Origin of the sequence: Exiguobacterium sp. s121 (assembly GCF_018617245.1) — a bacterium.
Classification (GTDB): Bacteria; Bacillota; Bacilli; order Exiguobacteriales; family Exiguobacteriaceae; genus Exiguobacterium; species Exiguobacterium profundum.
Genome location: NZ_JACSJV010000001.1, coordinates 899,143 through 925,997, shown reverse-complemented (window position 1 = coordinate 925,997; position 26,855 = coordinate 899,143). Strand labels below are relative to the sequence as shown.

Below are 26,855 nucleotides of genomic sequence, written 5' to 3'. Positions count from 1 at the left end.
CTTATGCCTCGTCCTTGAAGACGATATGCCATTCATCGCGTTTTGCGAGCATGTCTGCCGCTAATTTTTTGGCACCTTCGAAATCATGATGGTTCGCATTCCCACATTGAACAGGGTTTTGCGCAGGCAATTCCTCAGCGTTCATCGCATCACGCAACGTCGCTTCCACGAGGTCAAGCATTCGTTCGTAGTTCCCATCATTGAGCATTGTCCAATAGAAACCTGTCTGGCAACCCATCGGTGAGATATCGACAATGTCTTCGGAATGATTGCGACTGTTCTCGGCAATCAAATGCTCAAGTGAATGAACCGCGCGCATCGGCATGAGTCCTTCGTTCGGTTGAATGAAACGAATATCGTATTTATAAATCGTGTCAGCCGTCCCTTCTTTCACACCAGCTAAACGGACAAACGGCGCCTGTACTTTCGTATGATCCAAGTTAAAACTTTCAACATTATATGTTTTCATGAGTAATTCCTCCTCGTTATTTAGTGGCTATTACGAGCCAGACAAACTTGTTTTTCTGCGTCATCGTCACGTTGTATCCGTTCGCTTCTAACATGGAACGAATCGTTGACGTAAATGGATAGTATTCACGATTTAAATCTTCGACGAGGTCCGAGTACCCTTTCGCAGTCGCCCAATCGATGATGTCCTGACGAGCTGCTGGTGACTCAAACATCGTATCAAGCAACACGAACTTCGGGTGTTCCCAGTCTTCGACGTATCGACCAATGGCCGTGGCCTTTTCAGAATCTGTCAAGTGGTGAAAAGCATATGACGATACGATCGTATCTACATGTGATAACTTCGGATATCGGAGAAAATCACCTTCGAGTACTTCAATCCCCAACTTTTCAACAGCAATTTGTCGCATTTCCGGCGACGGTTCAATCGCAATCAACGGATGCCCTTTTATAATTCGACTGCTCAAGTTTCCTGTTCCGACACCAAACTCAAGTACCCTTCCTTCGACATGTAGGGCAACCTCATCGAGCATTTGCTCATAACCGATGAAGACTTCGTGATATTGCTCATCATGCCCCTCGACCGTCGTATCATAATCCTTTGCCCAATCCTTAAAGATGTCCATGAATGGTAAGTTCATATCGCTACCCCAATCTTAATTCTTACTAATTTGATATGTTTTATTGGTATTTAACTTTAACGTTACATTAACAGGTTTTTTTATTCATTTCAAGTCATTCGCTAGATTCACGCATCATATGCAATTGGATATAGGTCTTATGTGTTAGGTCTTTAGTAATTGTCAGAACATTAAAATTTGTGCAAAAACACTTACCTACTTTACAAATAAATCCACTCTTTTTTATCTGAATAGCGATATGATAATTCTCAATGTAAGTCTATGCTTTATTTTTTACAGGTAATAACAAATTTTAGGGGGTCCATACGTTGTCACGAAAAAAAATCTATTTAAACGCTTCACTCGCCACATGTATAGCCTTGTCACCTGCACTGATTCAAGCTGGAACAACTTCTGTTTCAGCAGAAGCTTCCGTTAAACCGAAATTGGTTCTTGAGAAAAAACAGAAAAAAGTTCGGGTCGTTGTAGAGCTCGTCGGGGATCCTGCCATTGCCGAAGCCGCTCAAAAAGGGAAGAAATTTAATGAATTGTCGAAATCAGAGCAAAATAAGGCACAACAATCTGTTCAATCGGAGCAAAAACGTGCCAAGTCTGCCTTGAAGAAACAAGGCGTAACCGCTACACCGATTGAAGAGTTCACGACCGTCTTTAATGGCTTCTCTACATTCTTATCTACAAGTGAAATCGCCAAAGTCGAAGCATTACCTGAAGTGGCGACCGTTCACATTGTCAACGAGTACGAGCGCCCTGAAGTCAAACCGGATATGATCACGAGTAACGGCATGGTTCAAGCCGAACAAACGTGGGGAGATTACGGATTTGCCGGAGAAGGTACTGTCGTCGCTGTCATCGATTCTGGAATCGACCCTGAGCACCGGGATTATAAGATCACCGACGCTAAAACGGCAGAGTTGACTCAATCAGAAGTCAATCAAGCCATCACATCGTTCGGTCTCCCAGGCGAATACGTCAACGAGAAAGTTCCATACGCATATAACTACTACGATGAGAACGATGACATCAAAGATGATTCACCTGGCGCTTCAATGCACGGACAGCACGTTTCCGGTACAGTTGCCGCAAACGGTGACCTAGAAAACGGTGGGATCAAAGGTGTCGCACCGGAAGCACAAATTTTGGGATTGAAAGTATTCAGTAACGACCCGAACTATGCGTCTACATATGGAGATATCTACATCAAAGCAATTGATGATGCCATTAAACTCGGTGCTGACGTCATCAACATGAGCCTCGGATCAACAGCCGGTTTCGTCGATGCCGATTCTCCAGAGCAACAAGCCGTTCAACGTGCTGTCGACAACGGCATCTTTATGTCGATTTCTGCTGGGAACTCCGCATACTTCGGTCACGGATTTGACTTGCCGACTGCTTCAAACCCAGATACGGGCGTCGTTGGGGCGCCGAGTGTCAGTCAAGCATCTACATCGGTCGCCTCTCTTGAGAACGATCAAATTCAATTGGATGCATTCAGAGTCGGTGATGAGAAGATTGGATGGAAGAAACAAGACGGCCCTGCCTTCAAAGAAGGAACATACGACATCGTATATGTCGGAGACGGACAACCGGAGAATTATGAAGGAAAAGACGTAAAAGGAAAACTCGTCCTTGCTGTTCGCGACGGCGGTTACTTCTACTCGCAGATCCAAAAAACAGCTGAAGCGCAAGGCGCAGCAGGTGTCATCGTACGTGGTGCGGTCGGGCACGGCGATTATGTCTCGATGGCTCTCGATCAACCTCAAATTCCGATGGCTTCACTCAGCATCCAGGACGGGAATGAACTGAAAGACAAGTTAGCAGACGCTCCGCTTCAAGTGACGTTTGCCGGTGACCGCATCAGTGTCAATAACCGTTCAGCCGGTGCGATGTCTGATTTCACATCGTGGGGCGTCACACCGAACCTTGACTTCAAGCCAGAGCTTTCTGCTCCAGGTGGCCAAATTTTCTCTACGTTCAACGATAACCAATATGGGTTGATGAGCGGAACATCGATGGCAGCACCACACGTTGCCGGAGGGGCGGCCCTCGTCCTTGAGCGTGTGGACCGTGACTTCAAATTGAGTGGAAAAGCACGTGTCACGATGGCGAAAAACTTGTTACTCAACACGTCGAAGCCTGTCACAGATATCGGACCTTATAACCAAGAATTGAAACAATCACTCCCATACTCACCACGTCGGGCCGGAGCAGGTCTAATGCAATTGCATGCAGCCGTCACCTCTCCTGCTGTCGCATATGAGAAGTCGACAAAAGAAGCAAAAGTCGCTTTAAAAGAGTTGTCGAAGAGCAAAGCATCGTTCACGATCGTCGTCGAGAACACGTCGACTGAATCGTTAACTTATGATGTAGCCGCATCGTTGCAAACGGATCTCGCTGTCAAAAACAAAGACGGAATCGTTCAAAATGCGATGGAAGCGCAAGCACTTCAACAAGCGATCATTAAAATTAACGGATCAAACACAAGTAAAGTCACGTTGAAAGCAAAACAGAAGAAGGAAATTAACGTTTCAATCGATGTCTCGAAAGCAAAAGTGTTGAATCCTGAAACATTGGAAGGCACTGTATCCGCTAAATCTGTCTTTGAGAACGGCTATTTCGTCGACGGATTCCTTCGTTTGACTGATCCGCGCGGTACAGACGGTCATCCATCTCTCGTCGTTCCAATCGTCGGATTTGAAGGGGATTGGGGCAAAGCGCCGATCTTTGACGAGACAATCTATGGAGAAGGCGCATTCTATGGCGTCTCTGGATTGGTGGATGCAGAAGGAAACTACTTAGGTGAAAAACTAGATGAATCTGTGGCTAGCGAAGCGGTTGCCATTTCACCGGACGGAGACGGGTCGAAAGATACGGCTACTCCAGTCTTCTCGCTATTACGCAATGCGAAAGACATCAAATATCGCGTCGTAGATGAGAAAGGGAACGTCCTTCGCACCCTCAAGATGGAAGACGAATTGAGAAAGAACTACTTCGATGGCGGAAGTGGTGATTATTACTATTACGCAGCGGATAACGCTTGGGACGGAAAATTGAATGGGAAGATGGCGCCAAAAGGCACATATTACTATGAAATCGAAGCAAGCATCGATTACATGAAGAAACAAGCTCAAACGATGCGCATTCCTGTCAAAGTAGATTACATAGACCCACGCTTCACGCTTCGTTGGGACGACAACGTAGCAAGCGTCAAAGCGTCGGATGACTTTGCTGGAATCAACGGTATCGAATTCCTCATCAACGGGAAAGTCGTGGCAAAAGAAGCGAAAGCTTCAGCGAACTTCACACTTGAACAGCCGCTCGAGACTACAGATCAGCTTTCAGTTCGTGTGTCAGACAATGCCGGGAACGTGATCACTCGAAATGTTTCAACAGAAAATGATGCGGCCAAACCTGGTATCTTTGTCGATGCACCACTCGCCTTGTCTCCTTACGGTACATCCATCGTTCCATTGATCGGTCAAATCAAGGATGCCTCTGAAATCGCATCGTTCACGGTAGACGGGGTCGACGTACCACTCAAATATGACGCGTCAGCGAAACAATATACGTTCAATACGACACGCACATATAAGGATGGTTTCCACAAAGTCCGCTTTGTCGCAGAAGACACTGCTGGGAACGTGACGAACTTCGTCCGTCCAATCTTTGTCGACTCTACGAAAGCAACATTGTCGGTGACAAACGTACCGAAGAACGTATCGGCTAAACAGAAGTCTGTAAACGTGAAAGTTCAAGTAAAGGATAACTTCGACGAAATCAAGCTTCGGGTCAACGGGGACTTGAAATGGAACTATACGTTGAAAGAACCATACGCGATGCGTGCATTCTCACGCACGGGAACAATCACACTTCCAGTGACAGCGAAAGGAAAGAATACCTTCACGTTCGAAGTGACCGACCTTGCCGGGAACGTCACGAAAAAAGTAATTACAATTAACAAAAAATAAGCGATACAAAAAACGGATGACCTCAATCAGGTCATCCGTTTTTCATGTCATTTGTTGAGTTCAAGCGCGAAAGAAATCGCAGATAATGCATAAAGCGGCGCCGTTTCAGACCGAAGAATGCGTGGTCCAAATGCACATGCAGTCGCTCCAGCCTGAGTCCATTGATTGATTTCATTCATATCGAATCCACCTTCAGGTCCCGTGATGACGAGAACGCGTTGTTTCGGTTTCAGTTGAGTCAACAGTTGTGCGAAAGCAGACTGTTCCCCTTCTTTTGCCGACTCTTCATACGCGATGATGACGGCATCATAGCCCTCCATTTTCTGATGAATCTCTTTCGGAGAGATGTAGGAACACGTCGGTACAACGGCACGATAGGCTTGTTCAGCCGCTTCTTGCATAATCTTTTGAATCCGCTCCACTTTTTTCGGAGCTTTTTTTCCATCCCATTTGGCGACAGAGCGCGCTGATTCGAACAGCAACAGATGGTGGACGCCAAGCTCCGTCGCTTTTTGGGCGACGAGCTCGACTTTGTCCCCTTTCGGGAGTGCATACGCCAAAGTCACCTCGATTGGCAACTCAGTCGTCGCCTGTCGCGATGACGTGACTTTCGCTTCCCCGCTCTTCTTCTCAAGCGATGTCACGACACAGGCATACTCAACACCTGTACCATCCAACAGGACCATCTCATATCCAGGACCTTGTCGTAAGACTGTACCGATGTGGTGGACCACATCTGAAGGAAGGGTCACCGTTTCGCCTTTAAAGGCTTCTTTTGTCAAAAAATAACGTTGCATAACTTACCCCTTCTTGGCGATAATCGCGACCCAGTCTTCCATCACGCGCGTCTCTTCAATCTCAAATCCAGCAGCGACCAAAGCATTCGTCACTTCAGCCCGCTTCTCTCCGATAATTCCAGAGGTGATGAAGCGCCCACCTGACTTCGTACGTGCATAGGCGTCTTCGATGAAAAGGAGAATGACGTCAGCAAGAATGTTCGCTACGACTAAATCGTACTCGCCTTCCACACCTTTCAGAAGATCACCTGTGTCCACTTGAACGAGTTCGCCCACTCCGTTCGTCTCAACGTTTTGACGAGCAGCTTCGACTGCGACCGAGTCTAAGTCTAGTGCCTTTACCTTCGTTGCACCAAGTTTTGCTGCTGCAATCGACAATACACCCGATCCTGTACCGACATCAATGACACGGTCACCTTCCTGGATGTAGTTCTCAATCGCTTGAATGCAGAGCATTGTCGTCGGATGCGTTCCTGTGCCAAACGCCATACCCGGGTCAAGCAAAATCACATTCTCTTCCGGCTGCGGGGTGTACTCTTCCCATAAAGGAACGATGGTTAGTTGTTGCGAAATCTTTACCGGCTTATAATACTGCTTCCAAGAGTGTGCCCAGTCCTCTTCATCGATTTCAGCGACCGTGACGTCTCCAGATCCGATGTCGAGCATCGTGCGAAGTCGTTCGATTTCTTTTTTAAGATTCGAAAGTAAATCTTGAAAATCACCTGAGGCCGGGACATACGCTTTGACGTGTACGCCAGAAGTTGGATACGTTTCACGATCCGAAACGTCCCAAATTTCTCCGAAATGGTCCTCCGCCATCATTCTGTCGAAATCTTCCACGTCCTCGATGACGACACCTTGTGCCCCCACTTCGTGTAGTAAATTGGATACTGCTTCTACCGCAAGTTGTGTCGTGTGGACACAAATTTCAGACCATTTCATCGTTCGTACACACTCCTTTTAGTGACTAAAGAACTTTTTCATTTTTTGGAACATGCCATGTTCCTCTTCGACACCGGACTCTCCGCTAATTTCTTCAAATTCACGCAGTAACTCTTTTTGACGGTCTGTCATGTTTTTCGGCGTCATCACGATGACACTGACATACTGGTCACCATTTGCACCACCACGAACACTCGGCATTCCTTTACCGCGTAAACGGAATTTCGAACCGGTTTGTGTCCCTGCAGGTACTTTCAAGCTCACATTCCCGTGAACTGTTGGTACTTCGATTTCCGCACCGAGAGCAGCCTGGGCGAATGTAATTGGCATATCCATTGCGATGTGTTGGTCGACACGTTCAAAGATCTCATGTGCTCTGACACGAACGACGACGTATAAGTCTCCTGCTGGACCACCGTTCACGCCTGGACCACCTTTACCAGAGAGACGAATCTGTTGACCGTTATCGATACCGGCTGGGATTTTGACCTCGACGGTTTGTTTCTTCTTCACATGACCTGAACCATGGCAAGTCGGACATTTTTCTTTAATCGTCTTACCACTTCCGTGACACTGGCTACATGGACGCTGATTGACCATACGACCGAGAATCGTGTTCTGTTCGACCGTTTCGACGCCGCTACCGCCACATCGGTTACACGTTTCCGGTTTCGTGCCCGGTTTTGCTCCGCTTCCCATACACGTGTCACATTCTACTTCGATTTCGAGTTCAATCGTCTCTGTTTTACCTGTGACACTTTCCATGAAGTCGAGATCGACGACGTACTGGTAGTCTTCACCGCGACGTGGTGCATTCGGATCTTGACGGCGCCCACCGCCTCCAAAAAACATGTCAAAGATATCTCCGAAGCCGCCTTGGAAGTCACCTCCACCGCCGAACTGATTGGCCCCTTCGAAACCGAATCGGTCATACTGGGCCCGTTTCTGTTCGTCTGAGAGTACTTCATACGCTTCACCAATCTCTTTGAACTTGTCGGCAGCATCTGCTTCTTGGTTGATGTCCGGGTGATATTGACGGGCTAATTTTCGATATGCCCGCTTGATGTCTTGTGCTGAGGCCGACTTGTCGAGCCCGAGCACTTCATAATAATCTCGTTTCGCCACTATTCTCGCTCCTATCCTCACTAACTACGTATCGATTTTACCGATTCTACCTTAACATGGAAAGAGCCAAAGCAGAAACCTGCTTTGGCGCTCTCCTTTACAACGGCTGTTTATTTACGGTCGTCGAGATCCTCAAACTCTGCGTCCACGACATTATCGTCCTGTTTCGCTTCCGCCTGTGGTTCTGCGCCTTCAGCACCTTGCTGTTCAGCCATTTTAGCATATACTTTTTGCGTCAACTCTTGAACGACAGCTGACAATTCGTCTTTGGCTGTACGGATCGCCTCAAGGTCTGAACCTTCGAGAGCAGTTTTCGCTTTTTCTTTCGCAGCTTCTGCTTTTTCTTTGTCCGCCTCTTCTACTTGCTCACCAAGATCTTTGATTGCCTTGTCTGTCGCGAAGACGAGTTGGTCTGTTTCGTTGCGAAGTTCTGCTTCTTCTTTACGTTTGTTATCTGCTTCTGCGTTCGCTTCTGCTTCTTTCACCATACGCTCGATTTCCGCCTCATCGATACCTGAAGAAGATTGGATTGTGATCGATTGTTCTTTGTTCGTACCGAGGTCTTTCGCCGATACGTGAACGATTCCGTTTGCATCGATATCGAATTTTACTTCGATTTGCGGCACACCACGTGGTGCTGGTGGGATGTCCGTCAATTGGAAGCGACCAAGTGTCTTGTTGTCTGGTGCCATCGGACGTTCCCCTTGAAGGACGTGGATGTCAACAGCAGGCTGGTTATCGGCTGCAGTCGAGAACACTTGTGATTTCGATGTTGGGATTGTCGTGTTACGATCGATGAGTTTCGTCATCACGCCACCCATTGTCTCGATACCGAGTGAGAGTGGAGTCACGTCGAGAAGAACGACGTCTTTCACGTCTCCGGCAAGAACTCCACCTTGAATTGCTGCACCAAGTGCAACAACTTCATCCGGGTTAACCCCTTTGAACGGCTCTTTCTTCGTGAAGTCGTGGATTGCTTTTTGAACAGCAGGGATACGTGTCGAACCACCGACGAGAATGATTTTGTCGAGGTCAGATGGTGTAAGTCCTGCATCTTTTAAAGCACGACGCGTCGGTTCCATTGTGCGTTCGACAAGGTCAGCCGTCAATTCTTCGAATTTCGCACGTGTGAGTGTCATCTCCAAGTGGAGCGGACCTGCTTCACCTGCTGTGATGAACGGAAGGCTGATGTGTGCGCTTGTGACACCTGAAAGGTCTTTCTTCGCTTTTTCGGCAGCATCTTTCAAACGTTGAAGTGCCATCTTGTCTTTGCCGAGGTCAATGCCGTTCTCTTTTTTGAATTCTGCAACGAGGTAGTCGATGACTTTTTGGTCGAAGTCATCTCCACCGAGACGGTTGTCACCAGCTGTAGCGACAACTTCGAATACACCGTCACCAAGTTCAAGAATCGAAACGTCGAACGTACCGCCACCGAGGTCATAGATCAAAATCGTGTGGTCTTCACCTTTATCTAAACCGTAAGCGAGTGCCGCAGCTGTTGGCTCGTTGATGATCCGTTTGACATCAAGACCAGCAATCTTACCAGCATCTTTTGTCGCTTGACGCTCCGCGTCGTTGAAGTATGCAGGAACTGTGATGACGGCTTCCGTGACTGATTCACCGAGGTAGTCTTCAGCATCTTTCTTCAACTTCTGCAAAATGATTGCCGAGATTTCTTGTGGTGTGAATTTCTTACCGTCTACGTCAACTGTATGTGATGTTCCCATGTGACGTTTGATTGATTGGATCGTATTCGGGTTCGTGATAGCCTGACGTTTCGCGACCTCACCGACTTGACGCTCTTCTCCTTTGAATGCGACAACCGAAGGAGTCGTACGGTTACCTTCTGCGTTTGAGATGACGACGGCTTCGCCACCTTCCATTACTGCCACACATGAGTTTGTAGTCCCTAAGTCAATACCGATAATTTTACCCATCGTTTATTCCTCCGTCTCGTTAAGTAGTGTTATTCTGCGACTTTTACCATGCTCGGGCGAATGACTCGACCATGCATCGTATATCCTTTTTGAAGCTCCATCGTCACGATACCTGACTCGAACTCATCGCTCGGTTCTTGCATGACTGCTTGATGGAAATTCGGGTCGAACGGCTGTCCGACTGCTTCAATCACTTCGACTTGCTCAGCATTTAATACGTCAAGTAGTTGACGATGAATCATGTCTACTCCCGATTGAATCTGCTTCGCATCTTCTGAAGTTGCGTTTACTTGAAGTGCACGCTCAAAGTTGTCAATGAGCGGAATCAATTTTTCAATGACAGACTGTGAAGCAAACTTGACGCGTTTGGCATTCTCTTCGTTCGTCCGACGACGGAAGTTGTCAAAGTCGGCACGAATGCGGAGCTCGCTCGCTTTCAACGCTTCGATTTCTTTTTGTAAGTCCGTCCCCTCAGAACTTTCTTCCACAATCTCAGCATTTAAAACCTCATCTTCATTTGATTCAGTCGACTCATTCTCTTCTGTTTGTGCCGAGTCTACAGATTTTTCTTCAAGCACGTCATCTTGCTCGTGCCCGTTTTGGTGATCTGCTGTCATAATAAAACTCCTTTCCGTCACTCATCTAGTTTCGTTCGTCGCAACGCTTCGATAATTTGTCCCATCATTTGGACACCATGACGGTAATTCATACGCGTTGGACCAATCATAGCGATTGTACCGAATGTTTTTCCGTCTAGTGTATAATCCGAGGTGATGACACTACAATTTTGAAGGGCGACAATTCCGTTCTCGCTCCCAATGCTCACATAAATCTCACGATTTGGCAACGATTCGAGCCAGTGCGTCAATCGTTCTTGCTCATCAATCCATTCTAGGAATGGGCGTAACGTGTCGAGCGTCTGAAACTCGGGTTGATTGAAGATTTTCTTCTTGCCCCCGAGATAAAGCGAAGACGGCGTTTGGATTCCGAGCGTCGATTGAATCAGTTGCATCATGTTCTCGTACTGCTGTCGCTGAGCGAGTTGCAATTTGGCAACTTCCTCCCCAATCCGGATTTTCAATTGTCCGATTGGCGTTCCGACAAGGCGGTCGTTCAACAGTCGAATCGTTTCCTCGATGACGTCAGGAGCGACACGCGATTCAAACATGACGGTACGATGCTCGACGTGACCTTGATCCGTGACGATGAGAACGACACCACGCCGCTCGTCTAATGGCATAAAGTCCACACGGGCCAACGTTTCCATTTGGCTGTTCGGACCGAGGGCGACCGTCGTATAATTGGTCAAATCAGAAAGGAGATCTGCAGCTTGTCGAATCAGGATTTCAGACTCTTTTGAAGATTGTTTCAAACGTTCTTCTAGTCGACCTGTCTCCCGTTCGTCGATGATCTGCTTCTCGACGAGGTGGTCCACGTAATATCGATAGCCGACCTCTGACGGGATGCGACCTGCAGAAGTATGTGGTTTTTCAATCAGCCCCATGTCTTCCAAATCGGCCATATCATTCCGAATCGTTGCTGAACTAAACGTCAAATCGTCCCGTTTCGACAACGTCCGCGAACCGACCGGCTGAGCCGTCTGGATGTAATCGTCAATGATGGCTCGAAGAATGAGCAATTGTCGATCTGTCAGCACAACATCACTCCTCTCTGAAAAGGTTACCCCGCTTTATTAGCACTCATATTTAACGAGTGCTAATCACACTTCAAATATTATCATGTTCTCACTATTTGTCAATTCATACACTCGGATTTTTTCACCTTTTTTCACGATAGCAAACCTACGAAATGAAAATAAAAGCCCATTTCGGTAGAATAGATGATGAGGTGATTAAATGTTTACAACAAAACAATTTAATGTATTTAAACAGGATGGACTCGACGAACGAATGTCTGGCATCCGTTCGGATATTCAACCGCTCTTCCATCGGATTTATGACGAGGTCGGGCCAGGGCTTGAGGCTGATGTCGGTATCCCCCTTTATTTGCATGTGGCGAAGCACGCTCGTCGGACGGTGAACCCACCGAAAGATACGTGGATGGCGATTTGTCACGACAAACGCGGGTACAAAAAACATCCACACTTACAAGTTGGGCTTTTCGACGATCGTGTCTTCATTTGGCTTGCGTTCATCTATGAGATGCCGAACAAAGACGCCATCGCGAAACACCTGCAACAAATCGATTTGAAATCAACATTCTCTGATTTCCATATCGCGGGCGACCATATGAAAAAAGAAGCGTTTCTTGTTGAAGATACGTCAACTGAAGACATTCAATCGCTACTTGAGCGATTCGGCACTGTGAAAAAGGCTGATTTCTTGATCGGCCGTCAACTTCCTGCCGATGCGTCGATTCTTCAAAATGAAGACGCATTTCTCGCGTTGGTCGAAGACACGTTCGGTCGGCTTACACCGCTCTATCGTGATCTCGTCTTGTAATATAAGAAAATGGACAAATCCTCACGAGGGACTTGTCCATTTTTTTATGAATCAGCATGTTCAAGTTTTGCTTCTCCAATAAAGGCTGCAAAGGCTTCATTGGCGAGTGGCAAACCGGATGCCGTTAGACGGATATGTGTGTCCGTCCGTTCAATCAGTGACTTCTTCACCAACTCTTCGATGACGTGACCGAACACATCATCGAGCGACACTCCGTACTTTTGTTCAAACGTCTGAAGCGAGACCCCGGAACGCATACGCAGGCCGAGGAATAACTCTTCTTCCATCTTTTCCACTTCTTCTAGTTCGGTCACCCGTTTCACAGGGATGCCTTCTGCTTTAATATAGTGAGGAATTGGAGCGATATTGGCGCGACGTGTCCCATTCAAATAACTATGCGCTCCGGCTCCGAATCCATAGTACTCTTCATTGCGCCAATACACTTGATTGTGACGGCTCTCCCGACCAGGCAAGCCATAGTTGGAGATCTCATATTGTTGGAGACCATGGCGTTCAAGCGTCTCCATCACTTTCAAGTACATTTCGACTTCGACATCTTCTCCCGGTAAACGGAGCTTCCCTTTTCGATCTTGAATCGCAAAGACGGTATGCGGTTCGAGAATCAACGAATAAGAGGATACATGTTGAATCGGTAATTTAAGCGCTAGCTCTAAATCACGGTCAATTTGTTCAAGTGTTTGTTCCGGAAGACCAAACATCAGGTCAATCGAGATATTGTCAAAGCGTTTTGCCGCTTCACTTACCGTCTCGAACACATCATCCGCACGATGCGTACGGCCGATGCGCTCCAGTCCACCATCATCAAACGTCTGGACACCGAAACTGAGTCGGTTGACGCCACCTGCTTTCATCGTATCAAGCTTTTCCGCACTCACAAAGTTCGGGTTCGCTTCGACAGAATATTCGAGGTCATCTGACGCGAGTGGCAGAAGGTGTTGGCGGACCATATCCATCAGGCGCGCCATCTGCTCCTCATTGAGCGCGGTCGGTGTCCCGCCTCCGATAAAGATGGTATCAATCCGCTCTGTCGGAAACGCCTCGAGCGTCAATACCATCTCTCGCTCTAATGCATCTAAATAAGCATCAACAGGCTGATTTTTTAAAAACACCTTGTTGAAATCACAGTAATAACAAATATGTTCACAAAATGGAATGTGAAGATATACGGCTTTAGCCAATTTCGGCCACCCCTTTCTTCTCATTCCATTTATAACGCTTTTCGTCTGTTCTTTCCAGCCTGCGCCATCAATCGAATCGATGAATGAATAAACCACTCTTCAATTTCGGCTCGAACCAGGTTGATTTTGGAGGCATCTGGCCACCATCATCCGCCACGCGCATCAGTTGTGACATCGTTGTCTCATGGCACGTGAAAAGCAATCGATCTGGTACTTTAGTCAGCTTTTCTAATTCCGAGGCCGTCTTGTTCCCACCGACAAAATCGACTCTCGCGTCTGTACGAATATCCTCGACGTTGAAGTACGGCGTTAGTATATCTCGTTGTAAGATGGCAACGTCTAGCGCCTTGTCCTCTTGCCGTTTCGTCAACTGATAATATTTCCCTCGATAGGCGACTCCGAAGACGCCATGTTCTTTCGGCAGGACAAGACCATCCTCCTCATTGATTATGTATGAAAACGAGAGTCCGTCTAACATATTCTCTACCTCTTCTGGACTAATCGCTGTCAGCACGCGATGATACGGCAAAATCGTCAATTCGTCACTCGGGAAGAGGACACCTAAGAAGTGTGTACGTTCATTATTTTGAGAACGATCCCCACTCATCCCGGAAACGACCGTTGCCGCTTTCGCACGGTGATGTCCATCCGCAATGTAAATCGCCGGGATGGTTGCGCCAATCATCATGACACGAGCGAGTTCACGGTTTGGAACCATGAATCCTTCATGCATGACGCCTCGTTCATCCGTGAACGAGAACAACGGGTTTCCGTCTGTCGCAGCATGTAAGATTTGCTTCAAGTTTGCATGTGGAGGATGACTGAGGAGAATGGGACCGGTGTGCGCTCGTGTTGCCCGGACATGCTCGACACGTTCCCGCTCCTTCGCCTCCCGTGTATGTTCGTGAATCTTGATTCGACCGGCTTCATAATCCGCGACTGAAAAGGTGGCGACTAAACCGGTTTGCTGACGTTGTCCCGATGTCAATCGATAGACGTAAAATCCATTCGGACGTTCCGTCAACTCCTTCTCATAGAGACGTTCTAGCTCATGACGCGCCAAATCCCCCCACTTCTCAAGCGAAAGGTCGGATTGAAGTGCTTCCGGCTTATCAACTGCTAAAAAAGAATCAGGATTTTCTGAAATGACGGCTTGCGCCTCTTCAATCGATACGACATCGTACGGGTCTGCGGCGACACGTTCCGGATGCGCTGGCATATAAGGGCTGAACGGTTTAAATACGACCATAAGATCCTCCTTAAAATTCCCGGACGCGAATGACGCCCTGTATTTCATACAGCGCATGAATCGATAACGGTTCATGCTCGCTGTTGTCTAAATCAATCAACGTATACGCCATCTCCCCGCGGCTACGATTGACCATGTTATCGATATTCAATCCATGTGAGGCAAGTTCTCCCGTGATTTGACCGACCATGTTCGGGACGTTTCGATGCAAGATTCCAAGACGGCGTTTACCGGTGTAAGGAAGCTCGACGTTCGGAAAATTAGCAGACGAACGAATATTCCCTGTCTCGAGATACAACTTCAGCGTCTCCACTGCTTGAATGGCACAATTAACTTCCGATTCTTTAGTCGATGCACCGAGGTGAGGCAGTGCCATGACTTGCGGATGACCAATCAACGTGTGACGGGGGAAGTCGGTCACATACAGTCCCACATGATGATGCAACGCCTTCAATAAGTCATCATCTTTCACGAGCTCTCCTCGCGCAAAGTTCAAAACAGTCATCCCCGGTTTCATCCGTTCGAACCAACTCTGGTCAATGCTGAATCGAGTCTCCTCAGTCAAAGGCATATGAATCGACAATAAGTCAACATTTCCCAGTACCTCACTTAAATGTTTGGCACGCGTGACGTGTTTCGAAATATTCCAGGCGGCATCAACCGAGAGATGGGGATCGTATCCGATAACATCGACCCCAAGCTGGAGAAGATCGTTGGCTAGCGACGCACCGATGGCTCCTAGACCGATAATCCCTACTTTTTTGCCTCGCAACTCCGCTCCGAGGAATTGTCGTTTTTGCACTTCCATCGCTTCTTCTAATTGCGATTGCGATGCGATAGTCTGTTCATTCACCCAATTGAGTCCTTTCACAATGGGTCGTACCGAGAGGATCATGCTCGCAAGGACGAGTTCTTTCACCGCATTCGCATTCGCACCAGGTGTATGAAACGCGACGATTCCTCGCTTCGCAAGTTTATCGAGCGGAAGGTTGTTGACACCGGCCCCTGCTCTAGCGATGGCGAGAAGATAGGGAGGGATATCCTCTTCGTGGACTTGATGACTTCTCAGTACCCAAGCATCGGCTTGATCCGATGCATTGATGACGTACTCGCTTGGCTCAAATCGTTTCAGACCAGCGGCAGCGATTTGATTAAATGTTTTGATGTGATACATGGGTTTCCTCCTCGAATGCTCTCATGACGTCGACGAGGCGTTCTGCCCCTTCTAGCGGCATCGCGTTATACAGACTTGCACGTAAGCCCCCTACCGAACGATGACCACCGAGTTCGAGCAATCCACGTTCTAAAGCGTATCGTTCAAATCGCCGATCCATCTCTTGATCTCCCGTTGTAAATGGGATGTTCGTCAATGAACGACATTCCCCCGAAACAATTGGAGAAAAGCAGGTCGACTCTTCAAGATAGGAATAGACCCTGTCACTTTTCTGATGATTCAATCGTTCCATCGCTTCGACGCCTCCGCGGTCTTCCACCCACTTCAATACACGCTCTGCTACATACATGCTGAAGGTCGATGGTGTATTGAATAACGTATCGACATGTGACCCATACTGAAGATAACTCGGCAACTCAAGCGACTGAATCAAATCCCGACGGATGATGACGACCGTCAGTCCTGCAGGTCCGATATTCTTTTGGGCTCCGGCATAAATCACCCCGAAGCGCTCCACATCGATTTGCTCGGCTAGAATGTTCGAGGAAGCATCTGCAATCAGCGGGACATCGATTTCAGGGAGATGTGTAAATCGAGTCCCTTCAATCGTGTTGTTCAGTGTCACATGGAGATAGTCCACCTCTTGGACAAGGCTCGATTCAAACGACATCTTTCCCGTCGCATCTACCAATGGGTGAATGACATCGACCTCTCCAAAGTGTTTCGCATCTTCCATCGCTTTTTTAGACCAGATGCCCGTATCCACATAAGCGAATCGATTCCGCTTCCGTAAATTCATCGGAATCATTGAAAATTGTAACGTCGCACCGCCTTGTAGCCAAAGCACAGCGTAATTCTCAGGGATATGCATGAGTCTTCTCAATCTCAATTCAAGAGAGTCGACCACACGTTCGAAAGACGCTGAGCGATGACTCGTTTCGATAATCGAAACGCCTTCATACTCAAACGTCAAAAGATGTTGTTGAATCTCTTGCATCACTTCTGTCGGTAGCATGCCAGGACCCGCAGAGTATGTATACGTCGACACGGTGTTTCCTCCTCTATAGTCTGTCTAAGGGTTTACTCTTCCTTATATGAAAGGGCATTTCCTGCCTGAAATACAAAATCGCCCTGATTCGAAAATCAGGGCGACTCAAACTCATTATTCTTCGTCCATAGAGAGAACAGACATAAACGCTTCTTGCGGGACTTCGACGGACCCGACCATCTTCATGCGCTTCTTACCTTCTTTTTGTTTCTCGAGGAGTTTCCGTTTACGTGAGATATCTCCCCCATAACATTTAGCCAAAACGTTTTTACGAAGTGCTTTAATCGTAGAACGTGCGACGATTTTAGTTCCAACGGCCGCTTGGACTGGAACTTCGAACTGCATCCGTGGAATGAGAGCTTTAAGCTTCTCAACAATGACCTTCCCACGTTCGTACGCGAAGTCACGGTGAACGATGAAGCTGAGGGCATCGACGATTTCGTTATTGAGCAAGATATCCATCTTCACGAGACGCGATTGACGGTAGCCGATCAACTCATAATCGAGAGACGCGTAGCCTTTCGTGCTCGATTTCAACTGATCGAAGAAATCATAGACGATTTCACTGAGCGGAATCTCGTACGTGATTTTGACGCGAGTCGTATCGATGTATTGCATATCGATGAACGTTCCGCGTTTCTTCTGGCAAAGTTCCATGATTGCACCTACGTAGTCGTTTGGTGTCATGACAGCCGCCTTGACGTATGGCTCTTCAATCGAATCGACTTTTTGTTGCTCTGGCATCTTCGATGGGTTATCGACGTGAATTACTTCGCCTGAAGTCGTCGTCACGTGATAAATTACCGATGGTGCCGTCGTAATCAAGTCGATGTTAAACTCACGTTCAATTCGCTCTTGAATGATTTCCATATGAAGCATGCCGAGGAATCCACAACGGAAACCAAAACCGAGCGCTTGCGACGTCTCTGGTTCAAACTCGAGTGCGGCATCTGAGAGCTGGAGCTTTTCAAGTGCCTCACGAAGATCATTGTACTTAGCCGCATCAATCGGATACAAACCACAGTAAACCATCGGGTTCATCTTGCGATAACCAGGTAGCTGACTCGTTGCCGGGTTTTTAGCAAGTGTGATCGTATCCCCGACGCGAACATCTCCTACTGTTTTAATGGATGCAGAAAGCGTACCAACGTCTCCTACGTTCAATTCTTTAACAGAGATCGGTTTTGGCGTCGACACACCGAGGTCCGTCACTTCGAACGTCTTGCCAGTCGCCATCATTTGAACTTTGTCTCCTACTTTGACTGAACCGTTCACGATACGAATCGATGCGACGACACCGCGGTAAGCGTCATAGTATGAGTCAAAAATCAGTGCTTGCAATGGTTCAGACGGGTCACCTGTCGGCGGAGGGACAAGTTCCACGATTTGTTCGAGAATCTCTTCAATCCCGATTCCGGCTTTTGCAGAAGTCGGGACCGCATCACTCGCATCGAGTCCGATGACGTCTTCAATCTCTTGACGGACCCGCTCGACATCCGCTGACGGCAAGTCGATTTTATTGATGACCGGAATGATTTCAAGGTCGTTATCGAGTGCTAAATAAACGTTCGCAAGGGTTTGCGCTTCAATTCCTTGCGCTGCATCGACGACGAGAATCGCACCTTCACATGCCGCAAGCGAACGTGACACTTCATATGTGAAGTCGACGTGTCCTGGCGTGTCGATCAAGTGAAGAATATACTCTTCTCCGTCTTTCGCCGTATAGTTCAATTTGACGGCGTTCAATTTGATTGTAATTCCACGCTCGCGCTCCAAGTCCATCGCGTCAAGCGTCTGCTCTTTCATCTCACGAGCCGTGAGTGCACCAGTCTTCTCAAGAATCCGGTCAGCGAGCGTCGACTTTCCATGATCGATGTGCGCGATGATGGAAAAGTTGCGAATCTTCTTCTGACGATTCTCTAATTCTTGTTTGTTCATATATGGGTTCACCTATCCTTCTCATGCATACCGTGTCATTATATCAAAATCCTAAAGTAATGTGTACGACCTACTACAACAATACCACAGATAGTTTTCAGAATAATCATCAAGTGGTTGCTTTTCATATAACCGTTTGCTACAATTGTGCTTGTTCTGTTGAATGATTACTTGAAGTAATAAGAACATACACTTTCTTGTTTCAGGAGGTGACAAACAATGGCAAACATCAAATCAGCAATCAAACGTGCAAAAACTTCTGAAAAACGTCGTGTTGCGAACTCACAAGAGAAAGCGGCAATGCGTACAGCAGTAAAACGTGTTGATGCTCTCGTACTCGAAGGAAACAAAGAAGCTGCTCAAGAAGCTTTCGTCCTCGCTACGAAGAAGCTCGACAAGGCTGCATCAAAAGGTCTTATCCACAAAAACAAAGCAGGTCGTGATAAATCACGCCTCGCAGCTCGTATCGCTGCTCTCTAATTAGAGATCACACGAAACAGCCGCCTCCTATTCGGAGCCGGCTGTTTTTTTGTATACCATGACGTAGTGTGGGCCAATCCCAGGGATGTCGAACGGCTCCCCGATTCGTGTAAGTCCATTTCGTTCATAGAAACGGACAGCCACTTCTCTCGCATTACACCACCATGAACATCCCAGCTCATCATGGAGTGCCTGTAAAAATCGAGAGCCGATTCCTTGTCCCGAAACATGAGGATCCGTCGCCATGCCACGGAGTTGGAGCGGAATCTTCACACCCTCGATTTGTTTCGGGGACAGCATGACTGTAGCGACCGACAGCACTTGATCGCCTTCAACCCAAGCGAAGTGTCGCGTCGTCGGCGCCTCATCCCCTTCAAAATAACACGTCTCAACGTCTTTTCCTGGTCTGAGCACAACATGACGGAGTGGAATCACGTCTTGAAGCGTCACTTGTTTGAATCCCATTCCCTCACCTCACAATAAGGCCAGTTGACAAACGAGCGTATCGAAAACGATCTGTTTGTCACCTCGTCCTGTTTTCATGGTCTCGTCCGCGTCTGCAATCAATGTCAACGCACGTGCGAGCTGAGCCTCTGAAAAGCCGCGACTCGCTTGTGTCGCCAATTTGATTGTATACGGGTGGGCCCCGATTTTCGATGCGATTTGCTTCTCTCCATAGCCTGCCTCTGTCAACTGTTTCGACAGGTACATGTTCCGATATTGCCGAGCAAGCAACCCGAGTAGTCCAATCAGTTCTTGCCCTTGTTTTTCTAAATCCCGAACCAATCGAAGCGCTGCATCAGCTTGTCGTTTGACGAGAAGCTCCGAGAGTTGAAAGACGTTATCTTCTAATGTACGTGGAACTAAATCATTCACAATCTCAATCGGAATCGTCGCACCCGTTCCCGCGTACAACTGTAGCTTCTCTAGTTCGCGAACCAACTTTCCCCAATCATCCTGACATAGGAATAAAAGACGCTCCATCGTAGAGCGCTCCATCTTTTGTTGTTCACGACTCAATGCATCGTTCACGTATCGCATCAGTTCATTTTGGCTCGGCTTTTTCGCTTCGAGGACGATGGCACGCTCTTTCAGACGCTTCACGATTTTCTTCCGCTCATCGAGTTTTTCTGACTCGACAATCAAGACAAGAACCGAATAGGTCGCCGGTTGTACGACATATTCCGCCAGACGGTCAACATTGTGCTTTTGCTTCTCTTTCGCACCCGTTAAGAACTGGGCATTTTTCACGATAACCGTGCGATACTCACTAAAGAAAGGGACCGTCTCCGCTTCATCAAGCGCCGTATCGAGTGACGTCTCTTGAAGATCTAGTTGCATGACATCAAATTGATCACCGGATGGATTGGCCGCTTTCACGATTTCACGTTCCCACGTCTCTAACAAATATTTTTCGGTGCCATGGAGAACATAGACGCTCGCCAGTTTTCCATTATGTAACCACGGTTCATTCAAAACACACACCACTTTCACAATTTATTCTCATCTAAACATAGATTATCTTCCCATGATTCGCTATACTTATAAAGGAAGTATGATAAGGAGGGACCTAATATGCAAATCAACTCAGTACGCCCACCGAGTGAAAACCCGTTTGAAAATGACGTTCAATGCAAACGTAATGACGCCATCGACTCTGCGATCGGCTTCATCGTCCCATTTGGCTTTTTCTTCACGATTTTCTTCATCGGTGTCATCATCAAGTTCTTAAGTCTATAAGTGTTCAAACGATTGCCCCGGGGGAGCAATCGTTTTTTAGTGTATCACATTTTATGCCGTGCTACTCGATGATCCCCCGACACATGTTCTCTTCACAGACAATCATCCCGTTCAAATCGGTTCGTAATAGACGTTTCCCCACAACCCGTCGTAACGTCTCCTCGTGCGGATGTCCATACCGATTGTTCGAACCGACACTCGCAATGACCCATTCTGGATCGATTCGCTCAAGCAGCTCTTCTCCCGACGACGTATCGGATCCGTGATGCCCTAGTTTAAATACGTCGACGTCAAGCGTCGGTAACTCGGCTTCTCCTTCTATCGGCAAATCTCCTGTCAATAGATACCGCATGCCACCTACGTTCATGTACAGGCTGATCGAATGATCATTTTCATCTTCGTGTGGGCGATTCGGTGCCACAATCCACATCCATGGCGTCGGCCGATCGTCTGCCTCGAGATAATGGACCGATACATCATAGGCCGCTGCTAAGTGTAGCAGTTCTTCTCGTTTTTCAGCATTCGCCACTTCTTTTGATATCCAAAGTTCTTCCACCGTCACCACTTTCAATAATCCTTCTAATCCGCCGATGTGGTCATGATCCGCATGGGTCAACAGGACAAAATCAAGCGAACGCTCCCCACGCTTCCATAAATAAGGGGCCAATACATCTTCCCCCGGGTCAAATGTGCTTCGCTTTTGCTCGTTTGGATCTTGAAATACGCCTCCTACATCAATGACACCAATCGTTCTTCCCGATTCTACGACGATTGCATCACCTTGCCCGACATCCAAAAAGGTCACCCTGGAGGATTCCGACCATTCTGACCATCCCGCAATCAACCCACATGTCATGATGGCCGCCCCCCATCCGATCCATCGTTTTCGATTCATCAGCGTCAAGCTCCCCCACAATCCTAGCAACAATGCGATTTGCGACGGCAATGCCAGATCGTGCAACGGAAGCCAAGGTCGTAAATCATCGTGGAGGGCGAACATTCCATTGATCTCATCCAACACAATCATGAACAACGGGGCAATTGAAGGAATCATCCATGTGACAAATGCGAGTGGCATGATGATCCACGAGATACAGATGGCCATCACGAGATTCCATATCGGTGCCGCGACGGATAGAACCGGTTGTACTTGCCATAGTACAATCAGCCCAAACAGCTGTGCGAAAACGGACAACTCGATTAGTCCTGTCCAGATTTGTCTCGTGACTAACAAAAAGAAGGTCATCCCGACCGTCAATTGGAAACCCAGATTCGTGAGAAGGAACGGTTGAACGGCCAACATGCCCGCCGCACACCAACTCAAGAGCCGAATCGGGTCTCGAATCGTCACACCGAAAAGAGAGAGAAAGAGGATCGCATCTGCGACGACGACAGCTCTTGCAACAGGTGGGGAAAAACCAGTCATCCATCCGAACATCGTAATACTAAAGATCATCAGTACCGTCTTCGTTTCACGTCGAATAGGGATTGGCTGCATCAATATGCGCATGGCCACGATCAACATGGCAATATGTGAACCGGAAATCACAAGAAGATGAAGAAGGCCCGTCACACGATAAGAAAATGAGGTCTTTTCATCTAGCATTCGACTCTCTCCGAACAATAATGCCTCCATATATAATGCGACATCCGCACGATGACGATGCTCAATTTGTTGAAGTTGTTGTTCTTTCCAACGCAACAACCGACCGTCCCACCCTGCCGTCGGACGACACGTGTCGATTCGCTTCACCTTCCCTTTAAAGGATACGTTTGAACTCCGTGCCCAAGCCCGTTCATCAAATCCCCCGGTGTTTCGTAACGGTTGAAACGCCTCTACTTCGATTTGCACGAGGCACGTCTCTCCAGGTCGTCCGTGTTCTAATTCGCGTCCTCGTAAGACGCCCTGAAGATCGTCTACGTTCCCGTATAGTCTTACCGATTTCCCATTCTCTTTTCGACTTTCGATTGAGAAGGCAATCGTGTCTGACGGTAACGATTCTGTAGGGGTCGTATGGAACGATGCGATACAGATGAGTCCAATCACTCCGGCTTTCGCATACAGGCCTTGCCCACGTCGTGTGACCAGATAAAAGACAATAGCGACCACAGAGACCAAATAGAATCCTTCTTTCAGACCGGTTACAATGAGTACCGCAAACAATGGAAACAGCGGCATCTTAAGGTACCAATAAATATGGCTTCATACTTTCTAATGTCTTTTCGCCGAACCCCTTCACATCACCTAGCGCTTCATATGTTTTAAATGGGCCGTTCGCTTTCAGATGATTTAAAATCGCCTCGGCTTTGGCTGGACCAATTCCTGGAACCGTCATCAGTTCCTCTTTCGTCGCACTGTTGACATGAACACCGTTCGTCTCCATCTCGGGACTCGCTGAGTCTTGCGAAATCGGTGTTTCTCCTTTTTTCGGCACGATGATTTTGACTCCATCAACTAACAACTGTGCTAAATTTAACTGCTCTGGGTCAGCTTCATCTGTCAGGACTGCCAAAGAGAGCACATCGCCCACTCTCGCCCCTTCTGGTACGGTATATACGTTCGGAGATTCAACCGCACCTGTCACATACACAACGAGCTCCATACGCTCTGGGGTCGTGGTCGGCGTGACCTCCTCAGGTTCCATGACGAACTCGTCCACCATTCGTTGCTCCGGTTCCTTTTGATAAAGCAAATAGCCCACTCCTAAAAAAAGAACGACTAGGAGACCGATGACGAGTTGTTTCCATCTTTCCAAGCGAATCACCACCCTGTTCGACTGTTACGTTCAGTATGGCGAATCAGCTGTTTCGAAACACGTCTCATTCTTCCCCACAATCTTAACTTTAGGAAATGATTTGTTTGCATGTTCCATATCGCACTCGTACATGTAACGATATTCATCGACACAATTTCTATGAACAGGTTATAGAATGACGGAAAAAACGGAGACCATCACGTGGCCTCCGTTCCTACTGTTCACTGTTCGATTATTCTTCTTCGAAATGCTGAACCTGGTCAGCGAGTGCCGCTGCCTGTCCTTCTAACTCTTGCATCAATGTAAAGATTTGATCGAAGCTTGCCTGCTGTTCTTTCATCGAGGCTGCCACTTCTTCGTTTCCTGCGGCCAACTCTTCCGTCACCCCAGATACTTCTTCAACCCGACGCAAGACGTTGTTTACCTCGTTACTCGATGTGCGCATCTCTTGTTCGATCGTGCGTACGAACGAAGCGACGTGGTCTGTCCGTTCATGGATTCGGTTGAATGCTTCTTTCGTCAATCCGAACGCTTCTAATTGCGCCTCTTGCTCGCGTTTTGACTCATTCACCGTTTCCGTCAAACGGACGACTTCTTGCTGGATCGTCTCGACGACGTGGAAAATAGAGCGAGTCGCTTTGTTGCTCTCTTCCGCCAACTTCTTCACTTCACTTGCTACGACAGCAAATCCTCGTCCTGCTTCTCCCGCACGGGCTGCCTCGATTGCCGCATTGAGGGCAAGTAAATTCGTCTGAGCCGCGACGTCTTCGACAAGCTTCGCCATCGCCTCAATCTCAGCCGTTTGTCGTGCAAAGTGGTCCATTCGCGTGACAAGCACTTCATTCCGTTCGCTTGAACGATCTAAAATGTGCTCCTGGTCCGTTAATGTTTCAATCCCAGCCGCTACTTCACGTGTCATTTCTGACGTTTCTTCCGTCGTTTGTTTCGTCTGGTTCAAACTCGTCTCAAATGAAGTCGCCATCGTATGCACTGAGCTGAGCGTTTCTTGCAACTCATTTGCAATCGACTGTGCTCCGTGTGCCATCTCATCAACCGCGTTCGTGATGTTAGACGTCGTACTCACGACCGCTTCATTTTCGGCCGCGGCCGTTTCGGTCATCCCGTTCACTTTCATTGATGTGACTCGGATTGACCCGATCACCGTCTGAAGAGATGCCGTCATGTCACGCATGGCACGTTCAAGACGTCCGATTTCATCATTGCGCGTCGACTCAGGCAACGTGACGAGACGTCCGGCTGCAATCGCTTCTGCCACCTTGACATTTTTTTCGAGTGGTCGAGTGATCGAACGGGCAAAGAAGAAGTTGTAGATTCCGAGCGCTAGGATGACGAGAATCGTCAAGAGGACTGAGATCAACAAGAGACGTTCCGTCTCATTTGCCGCCTCTACTTGAAGCGCTTCATAGAATGAACCGTTCTTTGCAATCAACGTATTGATATCATTTAACAAACCTTCCAGTTTAGCTGCCTGGATCCGAGCTCCGATACCACCTTCAAGTGCCGACTCGACATCTTCGTTCACCTGTTCGTACTTCATCGTGGCACGGTCTAAATGATTTGAAAATGCCGGAATCAAATAAGACTGTTTTAAATCATCGAATGTTTCCGCGTTCGTCACACGGATGCGCTCTAATTGAGTCAATGTAGATTGGTTCGACTGTTCACCAAGTGACGTCCAGAGGGATTGTTCTTGTAGGAGTGACGTTTCAAGTTGAGACAATTCAATCATTTGACTTCCATACTGCTCGTTATATGTTTGCAAGCGATTCAACGTCGACAAGACGTAACTCATCATCAGTACGATCAAGACGACAGTGAAGACGGTTGAGAAGATAAAACGTTTACGTAAACTCATTTAAGTGTCCCCTCCTTCAACTGACGTTCTACCGATTCATACTCTGATGTTTCTTTCTCATCCCATTGAATGCGACGAAGTGGGGCCAAGCCGACGCCGCCCTCTTCAATTCCAAGGATGACGTGTTCATTAAATGGTTTTTCGGTCACACGACCCGCGATTTCTACAATCGCCAAATCAACTTGTTTCAACATCGACGTCACAACCGCATCTGGTGCAATCATCGATTGATCACTATCGACCCCGATTGCCTTGACGCCGTATTTTTCAGCCGTCTCGAGTACACCGACTCCTGTAAGTCCAGCTGCAGCATACAGAACATCTGCTCCCGCTTTAATTTGTTTCTCAGCGAGTTCGCGACCGAGCTCTGGTGAAGCAAAATCATTCGAGAAATCAACGAGCATCTCGACATCTTCGTTCACCGCTTTAGCGCCACGTTCAAATCCTGCTTCAAATTTTTGAATGAGTTCCATATCCATCCCACCGATAAATCCAATCGTATCGGACTCTGTCTCAAGACCAGCCACGGCGCCGGCGAGCGTACTTCCCTCTCCCTCTTCGAACGTGATATTCAAGACGTTTGGAAGTTCGGACACGCCATCGATCAAAGCAAATTGCTGTTCCGGATGTTCAGCCGCTACGGCCTCTAAGTCTTCTTGACACGCAAAACCGAGACCGACAATTACGTCATGTCCCTCTTTTACCAATTCTTCAAAACCAACTTTGTATGTCTCCGTTTCGGATAGTTCACGATAATCAACGAACCAATCGCCCGTTTCACGTAGCTCACCCATCCCACGCATAGCTGCGTCACTGAACGATTGGTCCCCGAGACCAACGTCAGATAAAACAACTCCCATCGTCTGTCGTTCTTCGACAGTGGCACTTGGATTGTCGATAACTGACTGACAACCGGACAACCAAAGGGTGCAAGCCGTGATTGTACTGAGCATTATACTTTTCTTCATATATTCAATACTCCCTCTCTCTAATGGTCTGACAACACTTATATCGACCGAGAAAGGGCTATTCTACATTATTTTTTTTAAAAGTTGTGG

General features: G+C 47.7%; 23 protein-coding genes. 4 read left to right on the top strand and 19 right to left on the bottom strand.

Going from position 1 to position 26,855, the window contains the following annotated elements:
- Nucleotide 1 precedes the first annotated feature (1 nt).
- Entirely contained in the window at nt 2-469 is a 468-nt protein-coding gene (locus tag KOG47_RS04690; protein ID WP_012726660.1) for an S-ribosylhomocysteine lyase, read from the bottom strand.
- A 16-nt stretch (nt 470-485) separates the two neighbouring features.
- A complete protein-coding gene (locus tag KOG47_RS04685) occupies nt 486-1,109 on the bottom strand; it encodes a class I SAM-dependent methyltransferase (RefSeq protein ID WP_215243822.1) in 624 nt (207 codons plus the stop codon).
- A 308-nt stretch (nt 1,110-1,417) separates the two neighbouring features.
- Here KOG47_RS04685 and KOG47_RS04680 point away from each other — a divergent pair, with 308 nt between their 5' ends.
- A complete protein-coding gene (locus tag KOG47_RS04680; protein WP_215243821.1) occupies nt 1,418-5,074 on the top strand; it encodes a S8 family serine peptidase in 3,657 nt (1,218 codons plus the stop codon).
- A gap of 47 nt (nt 5,075-5,121) precedes the next feature.
- Here KOG47_RS04680 and KOG47_RS04675 read toward each other — a convergent pair whose 3' ends face one another.
- From KOG47_RS04675 to hrcA, 6 genes are all read right to left on the bottom strand, one after another.
- Nucleotides 5,122-5,871, bottom strand: coding sequence for a 16S rRNA (uracil(1498)-N(3))-methyltransferase (locus KOG47_RS04675; protein WP_215243820.1), 750 nt, complete (start codon nt 5,869-5,871; stop codon nt 5,122-5,124).
- A 3-nt stretch (nt 5,872-5,874) separates the two neighbouring features.
- Nucleotides 5,875-6,813, bottom strand: a complete 939-nt coding sequence (gene prmA, locus KOG47_RS04670; RefSeq protein ID WP_078147163.1) for a 50S ribosomal protein L11 methyltransferase — start codon at nt 6,811-6,813, stop codon at nt 5,875-5,877.
- An 18-nt stretch (nt 6,814-6,831) separates the two neighbouring features.
- Nucleotides 6,832-7,938, bottom strand: a complete 1,107-nt coding sequence (gene dnaJ, locus KOG47_RS04665) for a molecular chaperone DnaJ (RefSeq protein WP_012726665.1) — start codon at nt 7,936-7,938, stop codon at nt 6,832-6,834.
- A 110-nt stretch (nt 7,939-8,048) separates the two neighbouring features.
- Nucleotides 8,049-9,875 (bottom strand): molecular chaperone DnaK, encoded by a 1,827-nt coding sequence (gene dnaK, locus KOG47_RS04660; RefSeq protein ID WP_012726666.1) that lies wholly within the window; start codon nt 9,873-9,875, stop codon nt 8,049-8,051.
- A gap of 29 nt (nt 9,876-9,904) precedes the next feature.
- Nucleotides 9,905-10,492 carry a nucleotide exchange factor GrpE gene (gene grpE, locus KOG47_RS04655; protein ID WP_012726667.1) on the bottom strand — a complete coding sequence of 196 codons (588 nt, stop codon included), beginning with the start codon at nt 10,490-10,492 and terminating at the stop codon, nt 9,905-9,907.
- A 17-nt stretch (nt 10,493-10,509) separates the two neighbouring features.
- Complete coding sequence (gene hrcA / locus KOG47_RS04650) at nt 10,510-11,532, bottom strand: heat-inducible transcriptional repressor HrcA (RefSeq protein ID WP_074036577.1); 1,023 nt, start codon at nt 11,530-11,532, stop codon at nt 10,510-10,512.
- A 199-nt stretch (nt 11,533-11,731) separates the two neighbouring features.
- On the opposite strand from hrcA, the gene KOG47_RS04645 reads away from it, so the two are divergent.
- Nucleotides 11,732-12,337 carry a DUF1054 domain-containing protein gene (locus tag KOG47_RS04645; RefSeq protein WP_215243819.1) on the top strand — a complete coding sequence of 202 codons (606 nt, stop codon included), beginning with the start codon at nt 11,732-11,734 and terminating at the stop codon, nt 12,335-12,337.
- Nucleotides 12,338-12,381: 44 nt separating this feature from the next.
- Here KOG47_RS04645 and hemW read toward each other — a convergent pair whose 3' ends face one another.
- From hemW to lepA, 5 genes are all read right to left on the bottom strand, one after another.
- Nucleotides 12,382-13,560, bottom strand: a complete 1,179-nt coding sequence (hemW, locus tag KOG47_RS04640; protein WP_251127153.1) for a radical SAM family heme chaperone HemW — start codon at nt 13,558-13,560, stop codon at nt 12,382-12,384.
- A gap of 43 nt (nt 13,561-13,603) precedes the next feature.
- The gene (locus KOG47_RS04635; protein WP_215243818.1) at nt 13,604-14,785 is read right to left on the bottom strand and encodes a DUF1015 domain-containing protein; all 1,182 of its coding nucleotides are present in this window, start codon (nt 14,783-14,785) and stop codon (nt 13,604-13,606) included.
- A 10-nt stretch (nt 14,786-14,795) separates the two neighbouring features.
- Complete coding sequence (locus KOG47_RS04630; RefSeq protein WP_214781524.1) at nt 14,796-15,959, bottom strand: phosphoglycerate dehydrogenase; 1,164 nt, start codon at nt 15,957-15,959, stop codon at nt 14,796-14,798.
- Nucleotides 15,937-17,007 (bottom strand): 3-phosphoserine/phosphohydroxythreonine transaminase, encoded by a 1,071-nt coding sequence (gene serC / locus KOG47_RS04625; RefSeq protein WP_196430886.1) that lies wholly within the window; start codon nt 17,005-17,007, stop codon nt 15,937-15,939. Before serC ends, KOG47_RS04630 begins: the two co-directional genes overlap by 23 nt.
- Nucleotides 17,008-17,121: 114 nt before the next feature.
- On the bottom strand, nt 17,122-18,945 hold the full coding sequence (lepA, locus tag KOG47_RS04620) for a translation elongation factor 4 (protein WP_196430887.1): 1,824 nt from the start codon (nt 18,943-18,945) through the stop codon (nt 17,122-17,124).
- A gap of 219 nt (nt 18,946-19,164) precedes the next feature.
- Here lepA and rpsT point away from each other — a divergent pair, with 219 nt between their 5' ends.
- Nucleotides 19,165-19,425, top strand: a complete 261-nt coding sequence (gene rpsT, locus KOG47_RS04615; protein ID WP_012726675.1) for a 30S ribosomal protein S20 — start codon at nt 19,165-19,167, stop codon at nt 19,423-19,425.
- A 27-nt stretch (nt 19,426-19,452) separates the two neighbouring features.
- Here the strand turns inward: rpsT and KOG47_RS04610 are convergent, their stop codons facing one another.
- Together KOG47_RS04610 and holA are read right to left on the bottom strand one after the other, a co-directional pair.
- On the bottom strand, nt 19,453-19,890 hold the full coding sequence (locus tag KOG47_RS04610) for a GNAT family N-acetyltransferase (protein ID WP_074036567.1): 438 nt from the start codon (nt 19,888-19,890) through the stop codon (nt 19,453-19,455).
- Nucleotides 19,891-19,899: 9 nt separating this feature from the next.
- Nucleotides 19,900-20,910, bottom strand: a complete 1,011-nt coding sequence (gene holA / locus KOG47_RS04605) for a DNA polymerase III subunit delta (RefSeq protein ID WP_260563699.1) — start codon at nt 20,908-20,910, stop codon at nt 19,900-19,902.
- A gap of 90 nt (nt 20,911-21,000) precedes the next feature.
- On the opposite strand from holA, the gene KOG47_RS04600 reads away from it, so the two are divergent.
- The gene (locus KOG47_RS04600) at nt 21,001-21,165 is read left to right on the top strand and encodes a YqzM family protein (protein ID WP_012726678.1); all 165 of its coding nucleotides are present in this window, start codon (nt 21,001-21,003) and stop codon (nt 21,163-21,165) included.
- Nucleotides 21,166-21,226: 61 nt separating this feature from the next.
- Here the strand turns inward: KOG47_RS04600 and KOG47_RS04595 are convergent, their stop codons facing one another.
- From KOG47_RS04595 to KOG47_RS04580, 4 genes are all read right to left on the bottom strand, one after another.
- Nucleotides 21,227-23,344, bottom strand: a complete 2,118-nt coding sequence (locus KOG47_RS04595; RefSeq protein WP_215243816.1) for a DNA internalization-related competence protein ComEC/Rec2 — start codon at nt 23,342-23,344, stop codon at nt 21,227-21,229.
- Between the two features lies 1 nt (nt 23,345).
- Entirely contained in the window at nt 23,346-23,930 is a 585-nt protein-coding gene (locus tag KOG47_RS04590; protein ID WP_260563696.1) for a helix-hairpin-helix domain-containing protein, read from the bottom strand.
- A gap of 223 nt (nt 23,931-24,153) precedes the next feature.
- Nucleotides 24,154-25,797, bottom strand: coding sequence for a methyl-accepting chemotaxis protein (locus KOG47_RS04585; RefSeq protein WP_214683985.1), 1,644 nt, complete (start codon nt 25,795-25,797; stop codon nt 24,154-24,156).
- Nucleotides 25,794-26,765: a BMP family lipoprotein gene (locus tag KOG47_RS04580; RefSeq protein WP_159562516.1), complete on the bottom strand. Its 972-nt coding sequence runs from the start codon at nt 26,763-26,765 to the stop codon at nt 25,794-25,796. The genes KOG47_RS04585 and KOG47_RS04580 overlap by 4 nt, the downstream gene beginning before the upstream one ends.
- Nucleotides 26,766-26,855: the final 90 nt, after the last annotated feature.